This is a genomic window from Nocardia sp. NPDC058176 (genome assembly GCF_042883805.1).
In the GTDB taxonomy this organism is placed as follows: domain Bacteria; phylum Actinomycetota; class Actinomycetes; order Mycobacteriales; family Mycobacteriaceae; genus Nocardia.
On the sequence record NZ_JBHVVA010000006.1, the window covers coordinates 89,557 to 111,538 of the forward strand.

Below are 21,982 nucleotides of genomic sequence, written 5' to 3' on the forward strand. Positions count from 1 at the left end.
GCGCCGCCACCGCTCACCGGGCGGGCACGGCGTCGGTCTCCCCGCTGCCCACCGATTCCCCGAGCAGCCGCCGGTAGGTGGCGCTGCGCGCGAGCAGCTCGGAGTGCGTGCCCGTCGCGTCGACTCGACCGTGCTCGAGCACCACGATCTGATCGACGTGACGCACGGTGTCGAGCCGGTGCGCGATCACCAGCACCGTGCGGCCTGCCGCCAGCGTCTGCAAGGCCTGCTGGATGCGGGCCTCGGTATCGGGGTCGACCGCCGAGACCGCCTCGTCGAGGATCAGCACCGGCGAATCCTTCAGCAGTGCCCGCGCGATCGAGAGGCGTTGGCGCTGCCCGCCCGACAGGGTGGAGCCGCCGTCGCCGAGCACGGTGTCGAGGCCATCGGGCAGCGCGGTGACCACGTCGTCGCACTGGGCCGCGGCCAGCGCCGCCCAGATCTCGTCGTCGGTGGCCTGCGGCCTGCCGAGGGCGACATTGAAGCGGACGGTGTCGGGGAACAGGTAGACCTCCTGGTAGACCGTCGTCACCGCCGCCATCACCCCGTCGCTGCCCACCTCGGGCAGTGGTTGCCCGCCGAGCAGGATGGCGCCTTCCTCGACGTCCCACAGGCGCGCGGCCAGTGCGGCGATGGTCGACTTGCCCGCCCCGGACGGCCCGACCAGCGCGGTGACCGTGCCCGGCCGCGCCTCGAAGGACACCCCGTCGAGCACCCGCTCCCCGTCGTAGCCGAAGCCGACGCCGTCGAAGCGCAAGGTGGCGTCCGCCGGGGTCGCCGGGCGGCTCGGTTCGCTGAGCACCGGCTCGTCCCAGACCTCGGCGATCCTGGCCGCGATCTGCTCCTGATTACGGCGATACCCCGCGAGCGCGTTGAGTTCCTGGATCGGCTGGTAGAGCGCCAGGGCAAGGAACAGGAACAGCAGCAGCGTCGAGGCGCTCACCTCACCGCCCTGGTAGAGGGCGGCACCGGCCACGATCAGCACGACCAGCCCGCTCTCGACCGCGATGCTGCCCAGCGCGGTCGACGGCGTGGCCCGCACCGACATCGCGACGCTGGCCGCGCGCAACTGCTCGACCACCTCGCGGTAGCGGTTGGCCACCGCCGAGTCACCGGCCCCGCGCAGGACCGCCGCGCCCCGCGCCTGCTCGAGCAGGACGGTCGACGCCCGCGCCCGCGCGCGGTGCACGTCGGCGAAGACGCGGTGGTAGATCCGGTCACTCCAGACGGTGACGCCGAGGAAGATCGGGATGCCGATGAGTGCGGCCAGCGCCAGCCGCCAGTCGATGACGGCCAGGATCACCGCGGCGTAGAGCGGCTGCACGAACGCGGCCGCGACCTGTCCCGGCACGTTCTGGAAGTCGAGCATCACGGTGTCGTTGGTGATCAGGGTGGCGATGCGCCCGCGGTCGACCCGGCCGAGGAAGCCCATCGGCACCCGGCGCAGCCGCTCGACGATCGAGAGCATGATGTCGGTCTTGGACCGGTCGGCCAGCCCCCACACGAACAGGTTGGCCCACCGCGACAGGACCAGCCGGGCCACCAGACCGGCCATCAGCAGGCCGAACACCTGCCACAGGAATCCTGTGGTGAGCTCGCCGTCGATGGCGCGCGCGACCACGAGGAACACCGCCGCCAGCGGGACGCCGCGCACCAATGAATCCAGGAACACGCGAATCAGTCCGTGCCGCACCAGATCTCGCCAGCCGCGACCGTAGAGGGTGCGCCACTGCTTGCCGAAGGTCATGGTGGCGATGCCGGGGGTGACCACTTCCCTGGCCGCGCGGGTCCACTCGTCGGTGTCGTCGGCGGGCGGTGGTGCGGGGACCTCGGCGTGGGCGGGGGCGTCGACCGGGTCGAGGCGCCAGCCGTCGGCCGCGGTGTAGGCGGCCCACAGGGCGCGGTAGGTGGCGCTGTCGCGGGTGAGTTCGTCGTGGGTGCCGGTCGCGGTGATGGTGCCCGCGTCGACCACCGCGATCCGGTCGCTGCCGCGCACGGTGTCGAGGCGGTGGGCGATGGCGATGACGGTGCGGTCGGCGGTCAGCCGCCCGATGGCGGCCAGGGTGCGCCGCTCGGTCTCGGCGTCGAGCGAGGCGGTCGCCTCGTCGAGAACGACCACCGGCGCGTCCTTGAGCAGCGCCCGTGCGATCGAGATCCGTTGCCGCTGACCGCCGGAGAGCCTGCCACCGCCGGGCGGCAACTCGGTGTCCCAGCCGCCCAGCTCCTCGGCCACCTCACCCAGCTGCGCCGCCTCGCCCGCGGCGATCACCTCGGCATCGGTGGCCCCGGGCCGGGCGATGCGGATGTTCTCGGTGAGCGTCGCGGCGAAGATGTACTCGTCCTGCTGCACATAGGCCACCAGCCGGGCGAGCTCGGCCGACCCGATCTCGCGCAGGTCGACCCCGCCGATCTCGACACTGCCCGCCTCCGGATCCCACAGCCGCGCGATCAGCCGCGCGATGGTGGACTTGCCCGCCCCGGTCGGTCCGACCAGGGCCAGCGACGACCCCGCGGGCACGGCCAGATCGATACCCGAAAGTGCCTCCGCGGTATCGGAATACGCGAATCGAACGTCGCGGAGCCGTACGTCGAAGGACCGCGGCCGCGTCGGCTGTTCCGGTTCCGGCAGGGCGGGTTCGTCGAGCATCTCGGTGATCGAACCCGCCGCGAACTGGATGCGGATCATCAGCGTCGCGAGAACACCGACCAGGCTCATCAGCGGGGACAGATAGCCCAGGCACAGCACCAGCATCAGGATCAGGGTCGGTATCGAGACCCAGCCGTGCACCGCGCCGAGGCCGGCCACCGGCAGCATGGCCGCGACCGCGAAACCGGTGCCCGCCAGCATCACCGAGACGACCCACGAGGTCGGCCCGGCCTGTGCCCGGCGCTGGTGGTCGAAGCCGTCGAGGATGGCGGTGCGGGCCTGGTCGTAACCCGAATCGGGACGCAGGAAACCGCGAATCACGGTGAGCCCGTTGAGATATCCCATCACCGCGGAGTTCAGCGCGGTGAGATGCGCGGCCATCGCCACGTTGGACTTCTGCGCCATCGCCATGCCCGCACCGGAGACCACCAGCAGGGTCACCATCGCGGCGACCGCCACCAAGGCCAGCCGCCAGTCGATGGTGAAGAACAGCACCGTGGTGGCCAGCGGCACGGCGATCGCGGCCGCCAGATCCGGGACACCGTGGGCGAGTGCCTCTTCCAGCTGCTCGACATCGTCGTGCAGCAGCTTCTTCATCTCACCGGTGGATCGCGCCTGCACCCGGCCCAGCGGGACGACGCGCAGCTTGTCGGCGAGCGCGAGCCGCAGATCGGCCAGCACCCGGTAGGCCGCGACGTGCGCGGTGTGCGTGGACAGCCCCGACAGCGCCGCGCGGGCCGCGATGGCCAGCGCGGTCCACAGCGCGATCATCGGGATCCGGTCCGGGTCACCGCCGTCGGTGAACAACTCGACCGCGACCAGGTACACCGCCACATAGGGCGCCAAGGCCAGCACGGCGGCGAGCACCGCGAGCAGGGCGGCCGCGGCGAGACCGAGCCGACGGCGGGTGATGACAGCGCGAAGGCTCACCGAGGAGTTCATAAGGGGAGGCTAAGCTCAGTGCGCAATTAAATCAACAGTGTGTGTATTTTTAGCGGGAAATGGCAGGTGGCTGGGTAGCGTGGGCTCTCATGACCACCGAGCGACGCAAACGCGGCCGCCCCCCGCGGACCGGCGGGCACGAGCCGGTCACCAAGGAGCTGATCGGCAAGGTCGCCCTCGACATCGCCGGCGCCGAGGGCTTCCCGCAGTTGACGATGCGCAGGCTCGCCACCGAGATCGGGGTGACCGTGCGGGCGCTCTACAACGTGGTTGCCGACCGGCAGGAGGTCGTCGACCTGGCCGCGGCGCGGCTGATGGAGCTGCTGCCGGTGCACGAGTTCGACACCGACGACTGGCAGGGCACTGTCCGGCGGGTCTATCGCGAAGCGCGCGCGGCCTACCGCTCGGTGCCGCGCGCAACGCTGATCTCGCTGGACGAGACCGTCACCCCGAGCGAGGTGCCGGTCAAGCGGATCATCCAGCCCGAACGGTTCCTGGCCTTCCTCGTCGCGATCGGGCTCTCGCTCGAGAACGCGCTGGCCGTGCGCGGGTTCTTCCTGGTCGAGGTGTTCGGCTTCACGCTGCTGGTGGACTACCGCTACGACCGCAGCGACGAACAGATCCGGCAGATGATGTTCCATCCGGTGCCACGACCCTGGTTGGCGGCGCATCCGGAGGTGGACGCACCGCTGTCCCGGCAGGTCGCCGCGCAGCCCGCCGGTACCGCGGACGACCTGTTCGCGGCACTGGTCGAGCGTGCGATCCACACGATCGAGGGGCTGCGGCAGACCTAGGCGGGTCTCAGCGGGGCCGAGCGAATTCGATCAGCCGCTTCAGGGCGACGCGGACATCGTCGAGTGGTTCGATCGTGTGGGTGCTGCGGCACTGGGCGATGGCACCCTCGATCGCGCTGATGGCCGTGCTCGCAATGGATTTGGCGGTGACGGGTTCGACGCCGACTGATGTCAGGGCGGTGCCGATCTTGTCGACCCAGCTCGCGAAGACCGCCGCAGAGGCGGCCTGCACGGCGGGTTCGTCCGGCCCGGCCTGCGCCGCGGCGAGGATGGGGCAGCCCATCGCGTAGTCGCTGCCGGTGAGGACCTGCTTCCAGTAGTCGATGATGCCGTCGACGAAGCGTTCGGGATCGTCCTTGGCCAGCAGATCGTCGAGCAGCGAGCTGATGGTGCGGCCGGCGGCGTAGGTCGCCTGCTCCATGAGCTCGGACTTTCCGCCGGGAAAGTGCTGGTAGATGGAGCCGCGCGCGGTGTGGCTGTGGGCGAGCAGGTCGGACAGACCCGTCGCGTGCACGCCTCGTTCGCACATCAGCATGATCGCGCTGAGTATCAGCCGCTCCCGGGGGCCCTTCGATGTCACCGAGCTTCTCCTTTCCGCATCCACAGCATAGACCGGTCGGTCTATCGTCGTGTAACCTCGGGTCGACATAGACCGAACGGTCTATCGACGTGAGGGAGCAACGGGATGCAGGACTGGGACGCGATCGTCGTCGGCAGCGGAATGGGCGGCATGACCGCGGCCGCCTATCTGGCCGCCAACGGCAGGCGCACGCTCGTACTCGAGCAGGGTGACGTGCTCGGTGGCTGCACACATGTGTTCCGCCGCAAGGACTACGAGTTCGAGGTGGGCGTGCACTATCTCGGCGACTGCGGTCGCCCGGAGGGCAACATCCCGACCATCCTGCGTGGCGTCGGCGTCGACAAACACGTCGAGTTCCGCGAGATCGACCCCGACGGGTTCGACGTGCTCGATTTCCCGTCGGTGACCTTCAAGGTGCCGCGCGGCTGGGACGAATACCGGGACCGGCTGCTCGAGACGTTCCCGGACGACGCGGCCTCGCTGCGCCGCTACGTGCGCGTCATCCGCCGGCTCGCCGACGCGGTCGACCGCGCGACCACCCCCGCCTCCACCCGGGGTACGGCGGCCACCGTGCTCCGGGCAGGCTGGGCGGCACCGTTCGCGATGGTGCCGCTGGCCCGGCTGCTCGACCTCTGCGGGGTCGGTCCGGCGCCACGGCCGGTGCTGTGCGGGCAGACCCCGGCGTACGCGGCGCCCGCCGACCGGGCACCGGCGATCGTGCAGGCCGGATTCCTGAAGAACTACGTCGAGGGCGGCGCCTACTATCCCGTCGGGGGCGGGCAGGTGCTCTCGGCGACGATGGCCGAGGTCGTGCGCGCCAACGGGGGCGACTTCCGGCTCGATGCCCGGGTGCGCGAGATCCTCGTCGCGGACGGTCGCGTGCGCGGCGTCGAGCTCGCGGACGGGGAGATCATCTCCGCACCGGTCGTGGTGTCCAACGCCGATCTCAAGCGCACCTACCTGGAGCTGCTCGACCCGTCGGTCGTCTCCCCGGTCCGGCGCAAGCTCGTCTCGAGCTACCAGATGGCGTGGCCGCTGTTCAACACCTATCTCGGCCTCGACATCGACCTGTCGAAAACCATGACCAGCAGCCAGATCTGGAAGTTCCGCGCCGACGCGGACTTCGGGCCCATGCGCAAGGCCATCGATTGGGCGGGCGCAGGCCGCGACCGCGCGCGCTGGCTCGACGCGCTGCGCGAGAACGCCGCGGCGATGATCCACATCGCCACCAACAAGGACTCGGCGACCCCGCTGGCACCGGCGGGTCACTCCGTCATCGAGATCATGACCTACCTGCCCCCCGACCACGACCTGTGGGGACTCGGCGCCGGTGGTCCGGTCGCGGGCGAGAAGTACCGCGACAATCCCGACTATCTCGCGGTCAAGGACGCGGTCACCGAGATCCTGATCGACCTGGCCGCCGACGTCATCCCCGGCCTGCGCGACCACATCGTGTGGCAGGAAGCGGGCACCCCGATCACCCAGGAGCGCTACACCCATTCCACCGCGGGTGGCTCGTACGGCATCGAGATGAACCTGCGCCAGATCGGTCCGCTGCGCCCGACGCCGAAGACCGGGATCCGTGGGCTCTACCTGGCCGGCGCGAGTCTGGGCTGGGGGCCGGGCGTGGAGGGCGTCATGCTCTCCGGCGTCGGCGCGGCCGGTGCCGTTCTGGGTCGCGATCTGTTCACCGCGATTCGCGACGGCGCCGTCTTCGGCACGGCCGATCAGGTGCCCCAGCACGGTGACGGCTGGGACCCGCTCGCCGTCGCCACCGACACCACGTTGCGCGGCAAGAAGGCCCGGCGCCGCACCACCACCCAACGACAGGAAGCCTGATGACCGACACGATCACCCTCGAACGCGATGGCCACGTCCTGCTGATCGGACTGAACCGGCCCGGCAAGCGCAACGCGTTCGACCGCGCCATGCTCGGCGAGCTGTCGCTTGCCTACGCGCTGCTCGAATCCGATCCCGACCTGCGCTGCGGTGTCCTGTTCGCGCACGGCGAGCACTTCACCGGTGGGCTCGACCTCGCCGATGTCGCCCCCGCCATCGCCGCGGGCGAAACCACCTACCCCGCCGACGGGCGCGATCCGTGGCGCCTGGACGGCGACTGGACGACCCCGATCGTCGCCGCGGCCCACGGCTGGGTGATGACCCTCGGCATCGAACTGCTGCTCGCCGCCGACATCCGCGTCGCCGCACCGGACACCCGGTTCTCGCAACTCGAGGTCCGCCGCGGTATCTACCCGTTCGGCGGCGCCACCCTGCGCTTCCCCCGCGAAACCGGCTGGGGCAACGCCATGCGCTGGATGCTCACCGGCGACGAATTCGATGCCGGTGAAGCGCATCGCATCGGCCTGATCCAAGAGATCGCCGACGACCCCGTCGACCGGGCCCGCCTGCTCGCGCACACCATCGCCGACCAGGCGGCGCCGCTGGGCGTGCAGGCCGTCCTCGCCAGTGCCCATCGCGCCCGCGACCTCGGCGACGACGCCGCGATCGCGAACCTGCAACCCGATGTCGCCCGCCTGCTCACCTCCGCCGACGGTGCCGAAGGTGTGCAGTCGTTCCTCGAGCGCCGCGCCGCCGTCTTCACCGGCCGATGACCGCGGACGCCCGACGGTCAGGGCTGATCGGCGGTGGTGTGCGCTGACAACCACCGCACCAGGTCGCCGATCACCTCGTCGCGTTCGGGCTCGTTGAACACCTCGTGGAACAGCCCCGGGTAGCGGGTCACGGTCACATCCGTCGAGCCGGTGCCGGTCTCGAGCAGGTCGGCACTCGACGGCGCCGCGACGACATCGCCGGTGCCGTGCAGCACGAGCAGCGGCGGGGTGAGCGCGCCGAGGCGCTGCTTCACCAACGCCGTGTGCTGCAGGATCTCCACCGCGGTGCGCGCGGGCAGCTTGCCGCGGAACACCAGCGGGTCGGCGTCGTAGGCGCGGACCACTTCGGGATCGCGGCTGATCGTCGACGAATCCAGCGTCAGCACACCGAGATTCGGCGCGATCCGGGTGAGCAGGGGAGCGGCGAGGCGCTGGACCGGATTGCCGAGCGGAATGTCGAGCGGCGGCGCGGAGACGACGATGCCCGCCACATCGACCGGGCCGCGGGTGGCCAGGTGCAGCACGACCAGGCTGCCCATCGAATGGCCGAGCAGGAACCGCGGCAGGCCGGGATGGGCGGCGCCCGCGAGCTCGAGCAGCGTCGCCACATTGTCGGCGGCCGACTGCAGCGAGCCGATGTTGGCCGAGGCGCCCTCGGAGAGCCCGTGCCCGATGTGGTCGAGCGCGTAGACCGCGAACCCGGCCTCGGCCAGCGCGGTGCCGACGTGCTCGTAGCGACCCGAGTGTTCTGCCACACCGTGCACGAGCACGATCACCCCGCGCGCGGTGGACTCCGGTTGCCATGCGCGCCAGGCGATCCGGCCGCCGTTGCCGGCGAACTCGCCCGTATCCGTCGTCATCGCCGCTCTCCTGTGGGGTCGGGCGCCGCGGCGAGCCGCTCGATCAGGCGCCGGTTGAACTCGATCAGCCGAGCGTAGTTGAGCCGGGAGATCCGCTCGTCGGTTCCGTGGATTCGTTCGAGGTCGGCCGCGGTCAGCACGATCGGCGCGAAATTGCAGCGGGTGCGCGCCAATCCGTCGTAGTGGCGCGAGTCGGTGGCGCCGGGGACGAGGCCGGTGGTGGTCACGATGCCGTCGACGACGCTGGTCGCCAGTTCGGCGATCAGGTCGAAGGTGGGGCCGGGCCCGGTCACCTGCGACGGCTCCGAGGCGGGCCCGGTCAGCTCGATCGCCACGCCGAGGTCCCGGATCACCCGCTTACAGTGCGCCAGCACCGTCGCCACCGAATCACCGGGCAGGATCCGGAAATTCACCAGGGCCTCCGCGCTCTGCGGGAGCACATTGGCTTTCACGCCGCCGCGGATCACGGTGGGTGCCGTCGTCGTGCGGACCAGCGCCTCGGTGGTCGGACCCGCCGCCAGGATCCGGGTGACCAGCGGTCCGGCGAACGTGGACAGGCCGCGCCGGTCGGTCAGCTCGAGCAGGGTGCGTCGCGGTTCGGGCAGGGCGACCCGCATGCGGGCGAGCATGTCGGTGATCACCGGCGTCAGCCGCAACGGCATCGGATGGTCCTGCACCCTGGCGACCGCCCGCGCCAACCTGCCGACCGCGGTCTGCTTGCCCGGCATCGAGGAGTGACCGCCGGTCTCGGTGACCGACAGCCGCACCGTCGCATAGCCCTTCTCGCCGAGCATGATGCTCGCGACCGGCCGGTCGACCCCGTCGGCCACGCCGTCGGTGATCACCCCGCCCTCGTCGAGCAGCAACTCGGCGCGCACGTCCTGATCGCGCAGATGCTGGGCCATCCGCACCGCGCCGCCGTCACCGAACACCTCCTCGTCGTGGCCGAACGCGAGGTAGACGGTGTGGCGCGGCCGGATGCCGAGCTCGAGCGCCCACTCGACGGCTTCGAGCACGGCGAGCACGCGGCTCTTGTCGTCGATGGCGCCCCGGCCCCAGATGAACTCCTCGTCCACCACCCCGGCGAACGGCGGGTGGGTCCAGCGCTGCTCGTCGTCGACCGGGACCACGTCCTGATGGGCCAGCAGGATCGCCGACACCTGCCCCTGCTCCACGCCGTCCCAGCGGTAGAGCCTGCTGCGGCCGAAGGTGGTCAGGCTCAGCTCGGCGTGCACCCGGGGAAACGAGGACTCGAGGTGCTCGGCCAGGCGCGCGAACTCCGCGTCGACGGTCTGCGCCGGGTCCTCGGTCGACACCGTCGCACAGCGCAGCGCGACGGCCAGCCGCTGCGCGACCGCGTCGTCGACGCCCTCGGTGACGGGGGAGTGGGTCGGGTTCTCGGTGATCGGGCGCATCCTAGGCATTCTGGCCGGTGCTCGTCCCGCGCGCCGGAAAAGACGTCCGAAACGCCGTGATCGTGCCGGAGTGTCATGCGGTCCGACCGGCTCGCGGGGCGCCATCTAAGCTGGACACCATGGCAGGAGGCAAGGGCGGCAAGCCGTCGAAGGAAGCCAAGGCCGCGGCTAAAGCGGCCCGTAAGCAGGCATCACGCGAGCGGCGTCAGCAGCTGTGGCAGGCGTTCAACATGCAGCGCAAGGAAGACAAGGCGCTGCTGCCGCTGATGATCGGCGCACTCGTCGGCACCACGGTGGTCTTCTTCCTGATCGGCCTGATCTTCGACATGCAGTGGTTCCTGCTGCCGCTGGGTCTGCTGCTGGGCGTGCTGTTCGCGTTCATCATCTTCGGTCGCCGGGTGCAGAAGAACGTCTACCGCAAGGCCGAGGGCCAGGCGGGCGCCGCGGCGTGGGTGCTGGAGAACCTGCAGGGCAAGTGGCGGGTCGCCAACGGCGTCGCCGCGACCACCCAGCTCGACGCCGTGCACCGCGTCATCGGGTTGCCCGGCGTGATCTTCGTCGCCGAGGGCGCCCCGCAGCGGGTGAAGTCGCTGGTCGCGCAGGAGAAGAAGCGCACCGCCCGGCTGGTCGGTGACACCCCCATCTACGAGGTGATCGTCGGCAACGACGACGGCCAGATTCCGCTGAAGAATCTGCAGAAGCACCTCACCAAGCTGCCGCGCAACATCGACGCCAAGCGGATCGAACAGATCGAGGGCAGGCTCTCGGCGCTGAGCTCGCGCAGTGGTCCCGCGATGCCGAAGGGCCCGATGCCCCCCGGTGCGAAGATGAAGGGCATGCAGCGCGCGATCCGTCGCCGCTGACCCGAATCTCTTCCGCGAGCCCGTCACCCCAGGTGGCGGGCTCGCGGCGTTTCGTCAGCCGGTCGCCGACCGTCCGGTGAGCAGCCACACCACCCGGTCGTAGGCCAGCAGGTGGTAGCCGACCAGCACCGCCGCCGAGATCAGCGCGAGCCGGGGCAGCCCGGCCGCCCACAGGGCCGCCGCGCCACCGAACAACACGACCACCTCGACGAGCAGCCGGACCTGCCCGGCGACGGGCACCGGCACGTCACCACCACGCGACGGATCGTCGGGAACCGCGAACACACCCCACAGCGCGGCGGCCGCGACCGGCAACACCACGACGAGCAGGTACCGCCACGGCGAATCGAAGGAACGCCAGCCGTACACCCCGAACGAGGCGATGGCGACCAGCTCGAGCAGGAACCGCGTGGCCAACATGGCCGGATTCAGTGACACGGCGCCAGCGTAGGGCGACGGGCGGGGATCAGCGCGCGTTGACCAGCGCGGTACCGGTGGCCTGGTCGTGCATGCCGCGCCCGTCGGCGTCGGTGAACAGCGCGGGGATCACGAAGACCAGCAGCACCTGCCGGGCCAGCGCGCGCACGAAGCCGACCGTCACCGGCGCGTCGATGCGCACCACCCGCAACTTCATGAAGTACTGGCCGGGTGTGAACCCGAACAGCGTCACCGCCGCGATGCCGATCACGAACCACACCAGCAGCGGCATCGTCGAGGAGGTGAACCCCTTCGTGATGATCGCGGCGATGCCGACGCCGATGAACCAGTCGATGAACAGGGCGACGACCCGGCGCCATGTCGCGGCCAGCGACCCGGCACCCTCTCGCGGCAGCCCGTACAGCTCGCCGGGGTAGCCGGGTGTTTCCGGGTCGCCCGGCTCCGCCGAAGATCCGGAGAGCCATGTGCCGGTGATACGCGCCATGGCCTCCAGGATAGTGGCGGACTATCGCCCGCTCACGACCGCATCGGTGGAGGTCACGTCACCGCACCGCGAGGGCGGATGGCAGGATTACGATGCAGGTCGCGCTCGGATGGCTGACATCACTGCAGCCCACCGCACGCGTAACACTGGCGAAACATAGCCTTGACTGTCGGGAAACACCGCGTCCATACCGTCAGGTCGCGACGAACCCATGCATGGTTATTGGCTGGGAACCGATCCGTAAGGAGAACAAGTGACGTTCAGCACGGCCGAAGAGGTCATCCAGCACATCAAGGAAGAGGACATCGAATACGTCGATATCCGCTTCTCCGACCTGCCCGGCGTTCAGCAGCACTTCTCGATCCCGGCCAAGGCGTTCACCGCCGACCTGGCGGAAGAGGGTCTGGCGTTCGACGGCTCCTCGGTGCGTGGCTTCCAGTCGATCGACGAGTCGGACATGCTCCTGCTCCCCGACTTCAGCACCGCGCGGATCGACCCGTTCCGCAACGCGAAGACGCTCAACCTGAACTTCTTCGTGCACGACCCGTTCACCCGTGAGGCCTACTCCCGCGACCCGCGCAACATCGCGCGCAAGGCGGAGGAGTACCTGCGTTCGACCGGCATCGCCGACACCGCCTTCTTCGGTGCCGAGGCCGAGTTCTACATCTTCGACGGCGTCCGCTACGGCTCCGGCATGAACGGCTCGTTCTACGAGATCGAGTCCGTCTCCGGCTCGTGGAACACCGGCAAGGAGTTCAACCCGGACGGCAGCCGCAACCTCGGCTACAAGGTCCGCAACAAGGGTGGCTACTTCCCCGTCGCCCCGTACGACCACTACGTGGACCTGCGCGACAAGATCTCGACCAACCTGCAGAACGCGGGCTTCGAGCTCGAGCGCGGCCACCACGAGGTCGGCACCGCGGGTCAGGCCGAGATCAACTACAAGTTCGGCACCCTGCTCGGCGCGGCCGACGACCTGCAGCTGTTCAAGTACATCGTGAAGAACACCGCGTGGCAGGAAGGCAAGTCGGTCACCTTCATGCCGAAGCCGCTCTTCGGTGACAACGGCTCGGGCATGCACGTGCACCAGTCGCTGTGGAAGGACGGCAAGCCGCTGTTCCACGACGAGGCCGGCTACGGTGGCCTCTCGGATCTGGCGCGTCACTACATCGGCGGCATCCTGCACCACGCCCCGTCGCTGCTGGCGTTCACCAACCCGACCGTGAACTCCTACCACCGTCTGGTGCCGGGCTACGAGGCCCCCATCAACCTGGTGTACTCGCAGCGCAACCGCTCCGCCGCGGTCCGCATCCCGGTCACCGGCAACAACCCGAAGGCCAAGCGCATCGAGTTCCGCGCGCCGGATTCCTCGGGCAACCCGTACCTGGCCTTCGCCGCCATGATGATGGCAGGCCTGGACGGCATCAAGAACAAGATCGAGCCGCTGGCCCCGGTCGACAAGGACCTCTACGAGCTGCCGCCCGAGGAGGCCAAGAACATCCCGCAGGCCCCCACCTCGCTGGCGACCGTCATCGACCGCCTCGAGCAGGACCACGACTACCTCACCGAAGGCAACGTCTTCACCGAGGACCTGATCGAGACCTGGATCTCCCTCAAGCGCGAAAACGAGATCGCCCCGGTCAACCTGCGCCCGCACCCGTACGAGTTCGAGCTGTACTACGACGTGTAGGTCTGACCTGCACGAATGGGCCTAATTGGCCTGTTCGGTACGCAGTGGGTACGCAGTGAACGGTTTCGAGTCCATCCGCTCGGTGATCACAGAAGCGATCACCAGGCGGGTGGACTCGTCCGTATCCGGCCACAGGTGCCCGTACGTGTCGAGCGTGGTCTTCGCCGCCGCGTGCCGCATCCGGGCCTGAACCACCTTGATGTTCGCGCCGTGGGCGATCAGCAGCGACGCGAGGTAGTGCCGCAGGTCCTGGAACCCGAACTCCTCGGGCAGCCCGACGACCTCCCCGCGTATGTCGCGGAGGGCACGGTCGATGTGCCAAGGCGGAACCGACTTGCCGAAGTCGTCGGTGAGCACTCGCTCGCCGGGCCGCTTTTGGACTGCCGCCGACAGAATGAGCGACAGTTCGCGCGGGATCGGGATCGGAGCTTCCGAGCCCGGCGTCTTGAGCACACGCGCCGGCCACTGCTGTTTCGGGTGAACGATGCCGCGAATGAAGTCGACATCCTCGGCCACCCGCAGACCGCAAGCTTCGGAGATGCGGAGACCCGCGAACGCGCCGAGCAGGATTGCGGGCCGCAGGTGGTCGGGCATCAGGTCGTACAGCGCCCAGACCTGTTCGGTGGTTGCGCAGTAGACCTTCTGCTTGCCCATCGGGGGAGTGGTGCGTTTCGAGCACGGGTTGCGAGCGAGGATGCCGTCTAGCACTGCGTCACTGAGGATTTGAGACAACCGACCGTGCAGGGCGTATATGTAGCTCGCCTCGTGCCCCCGAGCCTTCAACTTGGCCGTCCAGGTCTTGATCGCTGACGGGCGGATCGCGGCGAGCTGCACCGTGCCGAACTCGGCGTTGATCTGAGCGATATGTGTGCGCGCCTGGCGCACGGTGCCGTCCCGGTGGTTCGCGTAGCCCTTGAGCCATTCCTCGGTCCACTCCTGCATCGTGCGCTGCATGTCGCGGGGCGCAACGTGGGTGCCCTGTACCAGGGACGAGACCTGTTTATCGAGCCACTGCTGTGCGTCCGTCTTCCGGGTGAAGCGCTTCGTGTACTCGTTGCCGGTGTCGTCGACATAGCGAGCGCGCCAGCGCTTGCCCTTGCCATGGAGCTTGGACGGAACGCGCCGCACCGTGCCGTCTGGCTGGCGTTCGTCCTTGGTCCAGAGGTCTTCGACTCCGGCGCGGCGGTTCCGTCGTGCGGCCATGGTCAGGCGGCTCCGCCGGTTGCGGTGGCCTGCTCCTGCTCGGCGATCCAGGCCAGGATGGTCGACTCGCGCCAGACGCGGCGGCGACCGAGTTTGAAGCTGACGGGGCCGCGGCCGATGTGGGCCCAGTAGCGCCAGGTGCCTTCGGGGATGCCGGTGAGGGCTTCGCACTCCTTGGCGGGCAGGAATCGGTCAGGGGTCACGGTGGTCTCCTTCTGGGTGTGGTTCGGGGTGGCGGTGGGGGTGCTCATTTGGTGGTCTCCGTTTCGGTGAGGTGGGCCGCGCTGGCGGCGAGGGTGCGGGTCACGGTCGAGGCGCTGACGCCGAGGTGGTCGGCGATATGGGCGCGGGTCCACTGCTGTTCGTGGCGTAGCCGCAAGATCGCGGCCACCCGCTCGGGATCACGCCGCCCGTTCGGGTCCGCCGCGCACACCCGGTGCGCGAGTGCTTCCCACCGGTCGGGCAGCGCCACCGCTTCCGCTTCCGGTGCCGGTGCCGGTGCCGGTTCGGGGTCGGGGTCGGGCTGGTCCTCGCGGACCGAGACCGCGTGCACGGGTTCGGTCACCGTGACCGGGTCGGGCGCATCAGCGGCGGGGGTGCGCATGGTGTCGGGGTGGTGGCGTTCGCTCGCGATCATGTGCGCCAGTGCTGCGCCCATGCCGAGGACCACGACGGGAAGGCAGGCCACGAGCACGGTCACCAGGGCCGGGGCGCTGGTCATGCCGGCGGATTCCATGAGGTGGTAGGCGACCTGTCCGGCGGCGCCGAGGGTGAGGCTGGCGATGGCTGACCATTTGGCGAAGCCGCGGGTTCGGTCGGAGCGGATACGTCCGGACAGCCAGACGTAGAGGGCGTAGGAGGCGTAGGTTTCCATGCCGATTGGCAGGGTGATCGCGGTGTTGATGCTGAATCCGTCGGCGATGCCGGGCAGGGGGTGGACGGGGCCGAAGCCGGTCAGCTCGCCCAGGCCGACCCAGCCGGACCAGATCGCGACGAACGCGGGAGCGGCGAGCAGGGCGATCGGCCAGGCCCGCACGGGCCGGGACTGGGCGTGCGCACGGGGTGTGTCGGTGTGGTTGAGGGTGGTCACGTCATGCTCCTTTCGGGAGGTCGCGCACCGGACGGATGCGTCGGTGGGTTCCGGCCAGTTCGCCGGGGGTGGTCGCTGTCAGGGTGAGGTCGGAGCGGATGTGTTCGGCGGTGCGGTAGACGGTTTCGGGTCGGTGCGCACCGGTGCACACCCACAGCACCGAGGTGCATCCGTCCTGCTCGGCCTGGCCGACAGTGCGTGTCAGTGCTTGCGCGAGCTGGCGCGGGTTGCTGGTGCGGGCGATGTCGGTGCGTACCGCCCACACCGGCGAGGCGGTTCCTCGCGCCGTGCGCAGTGCGAACGGGTTGCTGGTGCGCACCATCAGACCGTCGTACGGGTACGGGCCGCGGTCGGTGCGCTCCAGGGAGAGTTCGCGTTCACCGGTCCAAGCGTCGAAGTCGGTCGCGCCGAGCAGCACCCGGGCTTCGGCAGCAGCGCGGCCACGGATCGACCACAACGAGGAAGGGGTCCAGTCCGGCAGTGATTGACCGAAGTAGCGGGTCACTGCCGACCGGGTGGGTACGACCCATTTCGGACCGGCCGTCAGCTGGGTCAGCTCGCGGGCCAAGCCGAGGCGGCGCAGCGCCGCGGCGGTCTCGTAGACGTGGCTGGACCCGCAGCCGAGGAAGTCGGCGAGCACGTCGATCGGCATCGCCCGGTGCTGCACGATCGCGGCCAGGGCGCGGTTCTGCCGCAGGGTCAGCGGCACGGTTCGGGCGTTCATCGGTCACCGTCCTGACGATCGGTGCCGCGCCGGCGCCGATGATTCGGGTTCGCCGACCGGTTCGCCGCGCGCATCAGGCGGCGGGTCTGTCGGTATTTCTGCCATTCGATGTCGAGGTCACCGGCGACGATCATGGCGTCTGCGAAGTGCGCGGGCAGCCGATCGTTGGCCGCCTGGACCACGCGCAGGACGTCGTCACCGCGGCACAGGTAGAGCACTCCGGCCAGGGCTTCGGGTTCGGCGTTGCGGGCGGCGGCGATCGCGCCTTGTAGAGCCTTGTCCATGTTCGCGGCCGACTTCGCGGTCAGCTCGACTTCCACGGCGTACCAGCCACGACGACCCTCGATGACACCGAGGAACCGGCCATCGTGGATGTGGCCGATGTAGCGGGCCCGGCCACGGGTGCGGGTCGCGGACATTTCCGCGTCGTGGCGCAGTTGGCGTTCGGAGATCCAGGTGCCGGGTTCCATGCCGACGAGCAGTGCGCGGGCCATCGCGACGGCGCGGTAGTGCTCGGCGTCCTTGAGCGGCGGGCGCCAGGCAGTACGAACTTCCCAGCCGAGGAAGCTCGATGCCGCGTCGAGGGTCGGAACAATCCACTTCTCGCCGGGCTGCACCTGGATCAGCGTGGGCAGCATCAGCCCGCCGTCGCACAGCTGCTTGGCCAGGGCGTATGCACCTTTGATGTCCGACCCGAGGTATTCGGCCAGGATGTCGAGCTGGAGCCCGTACATCTCGGTGATGAGGCGGGCGGTCTGCTCGTGCCGGGCGGTCGGGCGAGACTTCTTGCGGTCGGACAGCAGCCGTCGCACGGTGGTGCGAGGCAGGTCGACCAGGTCGGCGATATCGACGTGGGATCGGCCCTGGTCAGCCAGCGCGGTGACCTCGCCGAGGGCATCCTCGACCACGCGGGCGGTGACGCCGAGTTGGTCGCGGATGTCTTGGTAGGAGTCGCCCGCGGCGCGCATGGTGCGGATGAGTTCGTCGCGGGCGGCGGCCTTGACCTTCCTTTTGTGGTCGCGGGAAGGGTTGCGGCTGGTACCGGTGCGGGCGCCGGAGGTGGCCCGCTGGTGAGTGGTGGTCATGAGAGACCTCCTAACTGTGGACAGTGGAAGTGGTTGTGGTTCAGGAGGACTCGAAGGACCAGGGCGCCTGTACCGCGTAGCCGGACAGGTCCGGCCATCCGGCATCGGCGGGAAGTACCGGCGCCCCGATACTTCGGTCAGCGGGTGTGTTCGAGTCCGTCGCCGCGGCCACGCCGGTGGTCGACCCAGCCCCGAGCGTCGGGCTGGTGGCGGTCGGTGGGCATCGGGCCGTTGTACTGGTCAGGGTTGGCCCGGATATCGCTCTCCTTGACCGGGGCCGTCGAGTCGATCCAGCTCATCAACGCCCGCATCCGGGCCGGGTCCGACAACGGCGAAGGCTTGGCATCGGACCGTCGGGACTCGTCAGGATCGCGGGGCGTTGCCTCGGCAGGGGTATCGCGAACTGGGGTTGCCTGCCGGGGCGGCACCGGCCACAGTTCCCACTCCGGAACGCCGATCTCGACGGCGGCCGCGGCTTGGTTACACGCGTAGGGGACATAGCCCTTGGTGATCCAGCGGTCGACCGTCTTCGGGCTCAGCCCGAGACGCTCGGCGAGCTTTTCCGGGGTCAACTGCGCATCGAAGATGGCCTGTCGCAGACGCTGATTCAGATGCTGGGGTTCTGATGGCGCGGATTCCTCGGCGTGGAGCTCGGGCCACAACTGTGCACGGTCGGCGCCGATGGCCTGGGCGACGGCGTGCTGATGGTTCGGGTACGGGGTGCGACTGTTGGTGATCCACCGCCGGACCGTGCCCGGTTCGACACCGATCTTCTTCGCCAACTCCTGCGGGGTCACCCCCGACGCGGAGAGGGCTCGCGCGAGTTGTTCGTTCGGTACGACCTGGCGGAGGTCGCCGCGTTCCTGGCGGCGCCGGTGACAGCCTTCGAGCAGGCGGTCGATGATGGCAGCGGCCCGGTCTTTGCGCAGTTCGTGTTGGTCGCGGGCGTGCAGTTGCCGCCGGACGCGGGCACGGCGTTCACGCTCGGGATCGGGCTGGTTGTCGTGGCCGTTCCCGAACGCTCGGGTGTAGTTGTTGGTGTTCATCGCGAACGCTCCACACCCCGACCGCGCGCGACCCGCCGCGGGGGCTCGCGGGTTGCATCGACCCAGCTCATCAACTCCCGCGTGCGGGAACTGGTCGGCGAGTCCGGTCGGTGCTGGTCGGTTTCGGGCGAGGATTCGCCGTCGCTGGGGCGGTCGGCGCGTTCGGCGGCGAGCTCGCTGAGGTAGCGAGTCGGTTTGCCGACGCAGATGACCCGCAATCCCGGCGGGCGCGGGGTCGTTTGGGCAGACGGATCTACACTGGACATGCTTCTGGCTCCTTGAGATGGGCGGAAGTGATGCCGGAGCGAGGTGTGAACTCGCCTTCGGTTTGGGCTCTCTCGCCGCGCCAACGGCGGGAGAGCCCTTTCTGTGAAATGCACTGGCCCCCAATGATTTCGGTGATCCCCAACGCTGTGGGCCAGGTCACCACGGTAACAGTTGATTACCAATGAAATCAACTGTCTACACGATGTGAATTTCTGGCAACCTGTGCCAAGGTGGGGTTTTCGCAGGTCAGGCCGACTGTTGCCAACTGATATGGTTCATGTAGCCAACTGATATCCAGCAAGAAAGCGACGCCGTGACCGAACCTGAACCGGACCGGACCGCCATACATCTCCGAGTGGCCCAGGCGATCCGCAGCGACATCGAGGCCGGTCGGCTGCGTGACGGCCAACGGCTCCCCTCAACCCGCGAGCTTGCACAGCAATGGAAGGTCAGCAACCTGACCATCCAGCGGGCGATGGACCTGTTGACCGAAGACGGCTACATCGAGAGCCGGAACCGATCTGGGCGGATCGTCAGCACACCGACCGATCTCACGCTCTCGCTGGCAACGCCGATCCGACCGGCACATCCGCGAATCGTCATGGTGGGCGGGTTCCCCGGCAGCGGAAAGACCGAGTTCGCGCGGGTGCTCGCGCGCGAGACCGGCTGGGCGCTGCTGGACAAGGACACCATCAGCCGTCCAGTGATTGAGCCCGCGCTAGTTGATCTGGGCAGCTCACTGAACGACCGGGAATCGGACATGTACGTCCAGAAGATTCGACCGCGGGAGTACGAGGCGCTGGCGGCAACGATCGCTGACAACGTCGAGGTGGGCAATTCCGTAGTCGCGACCGCGCCCTATCTGCGTGAGTTCAACGACGCGGCCTGGGTCGACAACACAACGGCCCGTGCAGCGACGTTGAATGCAGACGTCACGCTCGTGTGGGTTCGGTGCACTCCGGAGACGATGAAGCTCTACCTTCGCCGTCGAGGCGCGGCCCGCGACGCCTGGAAACTGGAGAAGTGGGACCAGTACCTCGGTGGGCTCAACCTCGACTTCCGGCCGGTCGGCGACTTCGTGGTGGTCGAGAACGACCCTGGTAGCGAACCGCTCCAAAAGCAGGCTCGACGGTTGCTCGACTCGTTCCGGTGGCCGACCACAAAAGCTGACCAGTCGTGACCGGGCTGATCCTGTACGGCCCTCCCGCGAGTGGAAAGGACACTGTGACCGCAGCACTCGCGGCTCAGGACTCGCGATTCCGCCTGTTCGAGCGACTGAAGGCGGGGACGGGCCGAACTGTCGGCTACCGCCTGACTGGCTCTCGCGAGTTGGATCGACTCGCGGAAGCTGGTGAGGTCGTCTGGGAGAACGCGCGCTACGGCGCGCGATACGTCATCGACCGCCCGACACTGCGCGAGCATGTCGCCGCCGGCGCGGTACCCGTGGTGCACGCCGGGCAGCCCGAAGTTGTGGATGCCGTTCGTACGGCGATCCCGGATACGGTGTGGTTCATTGTTGAACTGCGCCTGTCTCGCGAGGTTGCCCGCGCGCGCATCGTTGCCCGCGCAACCGGAGATACCGCAGAGCGGCTGACCGCGTGGGACGCAACTCCGCCGCTCTCGACGGCGATGCTCTCGATAGACAGCGGCCAGGTTGCTGCCGCGCGTTCTGCCGCCATCATCCGAGCGCTGATCGATCTGCCCTCGGAACTCTGAGCGGTCGAATACCGACCGAGATGGCCGAGAAGTGGCCGAGAAGTGGCCGAGACGGGTTGGTCCTGATCAGGTCCCGCCGGAAACCATGTCTGATCTGCGCCTTCGGCGCAGGAACCACCCCCGCCCTGTTCCTGATTCTCTAACGCTTCGCTGTCAGAGAATCAGGAACAGGGCGGGGGTGGTTCAAGTTGGGTAGGTGGTTGGGTTTGTCAAAAAGTAACTGTGCCAGGAAGGGGGCGGAGAGGACCAAAAAGACGGGCCAGGTTGGGTGGCTGGGTGGGTAACGCCGAGCGCGACGGCTCCGGTGCGGGATGCGGTTTGCGAATCGGTCCGTGTGTGCAGCGCGGCGGCAACCGGAGCATGGCGGCCAGGGGCGGTGCTCGCATGGAGTGTCGTCGGCGGGTGTCGTGAGCCGCTGCGTCCAGCCATGAATAACGGTAGGCAAAGTGTGAGCTCGATGTGAAAGACTCTCCGAGGTGGGAAGCCCCAGCCGATCCGCATTGGAGTGATCCGGGAGGTCCAGAGTGACGGAAGACCCTCAAAATATCGAAGGTCAGGTTGCCGACGCAGGGTCGGACACGTTCGACATGACCTTGCCCGAGGACTCCATCTTTCGAAAGATTCCGTTTTGCGTAGAACCGCGCCAAGCGTTGCTTTTCGAGGCGTTGGCCTACTCTGCAGATTCGATCGATGTTGCGTATAGCGTATTGGTCAAGTTGATTTCGATGTCCGGAGCTCGTCCGGATGAGATGCATCGCACTATTCGAATTCAGCTGTTCAACAATGCGTGGTCGATGGTGGACGCCTTGCATAATATGCGGCAGATCATAACTGCGCTGGGATTTTCGAACCCGTTGGCGGTAGAATTTCTCAGCAGCTACTCTTCCGCCACGCGTCTGCGGAACGCGATGGACCACCTCAAGGACCAGGCAGGTAACCTTGCCCTGAAAAAGAAGGCGGAACCCCCGTTGATAGGGGCGCTTACCTATAACTACATTGCCGATGAAGATATCATCAAGAATGATGCTGGAATGATCGTCGATATAGCTGGCGGTATGATGGTCACGACATCAATCGGAAGTTTTCGCAAGAATTCCGTTATGGAACTTCTCAATCCGGTGGATGAGAAGTTTATTCTTGGGAATATCAATGGGCTGAAGCTAGAGGGTTTCGGTCACTCCATTCATCTCATGAAAGCGCATCGTGACTTTTCGGAGCTGTCGCGGAAAATGAGCGAAGCGGTCGGCAAGAGCGTTGCAGAGCAGGCCAAAGCCGCGGCTATCTCGAACGGGGTCAAATACGAAGACTTAATGGCTGTCCCTGCTAGCGGCTTTACAGCAATGGCCGTATGGAGGTCCGATGCTCAGAGCGCCGTAGGGGAAATGGCACCAGTGGACGCAGAGGCTGCGGGGTAGAAGCCTCTGATTGGTGGAAGCTGTCGTCCGGAGCATCGCGGCAACAGGCCCGGCGTTCCACCTCAGCGGCTACCGCTCGACATCTGCAGGAGCGCCAGCCTCGACGCGGAA

Annotated in this window: 21 protein-coding genes; 8 read left to right on the plus strand and 13 right to left on the minus strand. The window is 68.2% G+C overall.

The features are described from left to right. Positions 1–13: 13 nt before the first annotated feature. Entirely contained in the window at positions 14–3,577 is a 3,564-nt protein-coding gene (locus tag ACFVVM_RS26975; RefSeq protein WP_387623722.1) for an ABC transporter ATP-binding protein, read from the minus strand. A gap of 101 nt (positions 3,578–3,678) precedes the next feature. Between ACFVVM_RS26975 and ACFVVM_RS26980 the strand changes: the two genes are divergently transcribed. Then, positions 3,679–4,383, plus strand: coding sequence for a TetR/AcrR family transcriptional regulator (locus ACFVVM_RS26980; protein ID WP_387623724.1), 705 nt, complete (start codon positions 3,679–3,681; stop codon positions 4,381–4,383). A 7-nt stretch (positions 4,384–4,390) separates the two neighbouring features. On the opposite strand, the gene ACFVVM_RS26985 is transcribed toward ACFVVM_RS26980, so the two are convergent. Next, positions 4,391–4,963 carry a TetR/AcrR family transcriptional regulator gene (locus ACFVVM_RS26985; protein ID WP_387623726.1) on the minus strand — a complete coding sequence of 191 codons (573 nt, stop codon included), beginning with the start codon at positions 4,961–4,963 and terminating at the stop codon, positions 4,391–4,393. 105 nt (positions 4,964–5,068) lie between these two features. Between ACFVVM_RS26985 and ACFVVM_RS26990 the strand changes: the two genes are divergently transcribed. Next, entirely contained in the window at positions 5,069–6,802 is a 1,734-nt protein-coding gene (locus tag ACFVVM_RS26990; protein ID WP_387623729.1) for a phytoene desaturase family protein, read from the plus strand. Next, complete coding sequence (locus ACFVVM_RS26995; protein ID WP_387623732.1) at positions 6,802–7,575, plus strand: crotonase/enoyl-CoA hydratase family protein; 774 nt, start codon at positions 6,802–6,804, stop codon at positions 7,573–7,575. Before ACFVVM_RS26990 ends, ACFVVM_RS26995 begins: the two co-directional genes overlap by 1 nt. Before the next feature lie 17 nt (positions 7,576–7,592). Here ACFVVM_RS26995 and ACFVVM_RS27000 read toward each other — a convergent pair whose 3' ends face one another. Together ACFVVM_RS27000 and ACFVVM_RS27005 are read right to left on the minus strand one after the other, a co-directional pair. After that, positions 7,593–8,435 carry an alpha/beta hydrolase gene (locus ACFVVM_RS27000; protein ID WP_387623734.1) on the minus strand — a complete coding sequence of 281 codons (843 nt, stop codon included), beginning with the start codon at positions 8,433–8,435 and terminating at the stop codon, positions 7,593–7,595. Further along, positions 8,432–9,850 (minus strand): M20/M25/M40 family metallo-hydrolase, encoded by a 1,419-nt coding sequence (locus tag ACFVVM_RS27005; protein ID WP_387623737.1) that lies wholly within the window; start codon positions 9,848–9,850, stop codon positions 8,432–8,434. Before ACFVVM_RS27005 ends, ACFVVM_RS27000 begins: the two co-directional genes overlap by 4 nt. Positions 9,851–9,969: 119 nt before the next feature. Here ACFVVM_RS27005 and ACFVVM_RS27010 point away from each other — a divergent pair, with 119 nt between their 5' ends. After that, positions 9,970–10,713 (plus strand): DUF4191 domain-containing protein, encoded by a 744-nt coding sequence (locus tag ACFVVM_RS27010; RefSeq protein ID WP_387623740.1) that lies wholly within the window; start codon positions 9,970–9,972, stop codon positions 10,711–10,713. A 54-nt stretch (positions 10,714–10,767) separates the two neighbouring features. Here ACFVVM_RS27010 and ACFVVM_RS27015 read toward each other — a convergent pair whose 3' ends face one another. Both ACFVVM_RS27015 and ACFVVM_RS27020 read right to left on the minus strand, forming a co-directional pair. Further along, positions 10,768–11,151, minus strand: a complete 384-nt coding sequence (locus ACFVVM_RS27015; protein WP_387623742.1) for a DUF2568 domain-containing protein — start codon at positions 11,149–11,151, stop codon at positions 10,768–10,770. Between the two features lie 28 nt (positions 11,152–11,179). Continuing rightward, positions 11,180–11,635 (minus strand): RDD family protein, encoded by a 456-nt coding sequence (locus tag ACFVVM_RS27020; RefSeq protein ID WP_387623745.1) that lies wholly within the window; start codon positions 11,633–11,635, stop codon positions 11,180–11,182. A gap of 253 nt (positions 11,636–11,888) precedes the next feature. Here ACFVVM_RS27020 and glnA point away from each other — a divergent pair, with 253 nt between their 5' ends. After that, positions 11,889–13,325: a type I glutamate--ammonia ligase gene (gene glnA, locus ACFVVM_RS27025; protein ID WP_387623747.1), complete on the plus strand. Its 1,437-nt coding sequence runs from the start codon at positions 11,889–11,891 to the stop codon at positions 13,323–13,325. Positions 13,326–13,346: 21 nt separating this feature from the next. Here the strand turns inward: glnA and ACFVVM_RS27030 are convergent, their stop codons facing one another. The 7 genes from ACFVVM_RS27030 to ACFVVM_RS27060 all read right to left on the minus strand — a co-directional run bounded on the left by ACFVVM_RS27030 (position 13,347) and on the right by ACFVVM_RS27060 (position 18,739). Then, entirely contained in the window at positions 13,347–14,528 is a 1,182-nt protein-coding gene (locus ACFVVM_RS27030) for a tyrosine-type recombinase/integrase (protein ID WP_387623749.1), read from the minus strand. Positions 14,529–14,530: 2 nt separating this feature from the next. Continuing rightward, on the minus strand, positions 14,531–14,779 hold the full coding sequence (locus ACFVVM_RS27035; protein ID WP_387623751.1) for a helix-turn-helix transcriptional regulator: 249 nt from the start codon (positions 14,777–14,779) through the stop codon (positions 14,531–14,533). Continuing rightward, positions 14,776–15,618 (minus strand): helix-turn-helix domain-containing protein, encoded by an 843-nt coding sequence (locus ACFVVM_RS27040; protein ID WP_387623753.1) that lies wholly within the window; start codon positions 15,616–15,618, stop codon positions 14,776–14,778. The genes ACFVVM_RS27035 and ACFVVM_RS27040 overlap by 4 nt, the downstream gene beginning before the upstream one ends. Position 15,619: 1 nt before the next feature. Beyond that, the gene (locus ACFVVM_RS27045; protein ID WP_387623756.1) at positions 15,620–16,342 is read right to left on the minus strand and encodes a hypothetical protein; all 723 of its coding nucleotides are present in this window, start codon (positions 16,340–16,342) and stop codon (positions 15,620–15,622) included. After that, complete coding sequence (locus ACFVVM_RS27050; protein WP_387623758.1) at positions 16,339–17,427, minus strand: hypothetical protein; 1,089 nt, start codon at positions 17,425–17,427, stop codon at positions 16,339–16,341. The genes ACFVVM_RS27045 and ACFVVM_RS27050 overlap by 4 nt, the downstream gene beginning before the upstream one ends. 137 nt (positions 17,428–17,564) lie before the next feature. Next, positions 17,565–18,473: a hypothetical protein gene (locus ACFVVM_RS27055; protein ID WP_387623761.1), complete on the minus strand. Its 909-nt coding sequence runs from the start codon at positions 18,471–18,473 to the stop codon at positions 17,565–17,567. Then, on the minus strand, positions 18,470–18,739 hold the full coding sequence (locus ACFVVM_RS27060) for a hypothetical protein (protein WP_387623763.1): 270 nt from the start codon (positions 18,737–18,739) through the stop codon (positions 18,470–18,472). The genes ACFVVM_RS27055 and ACFVVM_RS27060 overlap by 4 nt, the downstream gene beginning before the upstream one ends. 314 nt (positions 18,740–19,053) lie before the next feature. Here ACFVVM_RS27060 and ACFVVM_RS27065 point away from each other — a divergent pair, with 314 nt between their 5' ends. The 3 genes from ACFVVM_RS27065 to ACFVVM_RS27075 all read left to right on the plus strand — a co-directional run bounded on the left by ACFVVM_RS27065 (position 19,054) and on the right by ACFVVM_RS27075 (position 21,871). Next, complete coding sequence (locus ACFVVM_RS27065; protein WP_387623766.1) at positions 19,054–19,920, plus strand: GntR family transcriptional regulator; 867 nt, start codon at positions 19,054–19,056, stop codon at positions 19,918–19,920. Positions 19,921–19,964: 44 nt separating this feature from the next. Then, positions 19,965–20,456, plus strand: a complete 492-nt coding sequence (locus ACFVVM_RS27070; RefSeq protein WP_387623769.1) for a kinase — start codon at positions 19,965–19,967, stop codon at positions 20,454–20,456. A gap of 524 nt (positions 20,457–20,980) precedes the next feature. Continuing rightward, positions 20,981–21,871: a hypothetical protein gene (locus ACFVVM_RS27075; protein ID WP_387623772.1), complete on the plus strand. Its 891-nt coding sequence runs from the start codon at positions 20,981–20,983 to the stop codon at positions 21,869–21,871. The last annotated feature ends 111 nt before the right edge of the window (positions 21,872–21,982 follow it).

What these genes read in the sequence shown, in the direction of transcription:
- ACFVVM_RS26980 (WP_387623724.1), top strand. Translation starts at nt 3,679, where the DNA reads ATGACCACCGAGCGACGCAAACGCGGCCGCCCCCCGCGGACCGGCGGG.
- ACFVVM_RS26990 (WP_387623729.1), top strand. Translation starts at nt 5,069, where the DNA reads ATGCAGGACTGGGACGCGATCGTCGTCGGCAGCGGAATGGGCGGCATG.
- ACFVVM_RS26995 (WP_387623732.1), top strand. Translation starts at nt 6,802, where the DNA reads ATGACCGACACGATCACCCTCGAACGCGATGGCCACGTCCTGCTGATC.
- ACFVVM_RS27000 (WP_387623734.1), bottom strand. Translation starts at nt 8,435, where the DNA reads ATGACGACGGATACGGGCGAGTTCGCCGGCAACGGCGGCCGGATCGCC.
- ACFVVM_RS27005 (WP_387623737.1), bottom strand. Translation starts at nt 9,850, where the DNA reads ATGCGCCCGATCACCGAGAACCCGACCCACTCCCCCGTCACCGAGGGC.
- ACFVVM_RS27010 (WP_387623740.1), top strand. Translation starts at nt 9,970, where the DNA reads ATGGCAGGAGGCAAGGGCGGCAAGCCGTCGAAGGAAGCCAAGGCCGCG.
- ACFVVM_RS27020 (WP_387623745.1), bottom strand. Translation starts at nt 11,635, where the DNA reads ATGGCGCGTATCACCGGCACATGGCTCTCCGGATCTTCGGCGGAGCCG.
- ACFVVM_RS27030 (WP_387623749.1), bottom strand. Translation starts at nt 14,528, where the DNA reads ATGGCCGCACGACGGAACCGCCGCGCCGGAGTCGAAGACCTCTGGACC.
- ACFVVM_RS27035 (WP_387623751.1), bottom strand. Translation starts at nt 14,779, where the DNA reads ATGAGCACCCCCACCGCCACCCCGAACCACACCCAGAAGGAGACCACC.
- ACFVVM_RS27045 (WP_387623756.1), bottom strand. Translation starts at nt 16,342, where the DNA reads ATGAACGCCCGAACCGTGCCGCTGACCCTGCGGCAGAACCGCGCCCTG.
- ACFVVM_RS27050 (WP_387623758.1), bottom strand. Translation starts at nt 17,427, where the DNA reads ATGACCACCACTCACCAGCGGGCCACCTCCGGCGCCCGCACCGGTACC.
- ACFVVM_RS27055 (WP_387623761.1), bottom strand. Translation starts at nt 18,473, where the DNA reads ATGAACACCAACAACTACACCCGAGCGTTCGGGAACGGCCACGACAAC.
- ACFVVM_RS27060 (WP_387623763.1), bottom strand. Translation starts at nt 18,739, where the DNA reads ATGTCCAGTGTAGATCCGTCTGCCCAAACGACCCCGCGCCCGCCGGGA.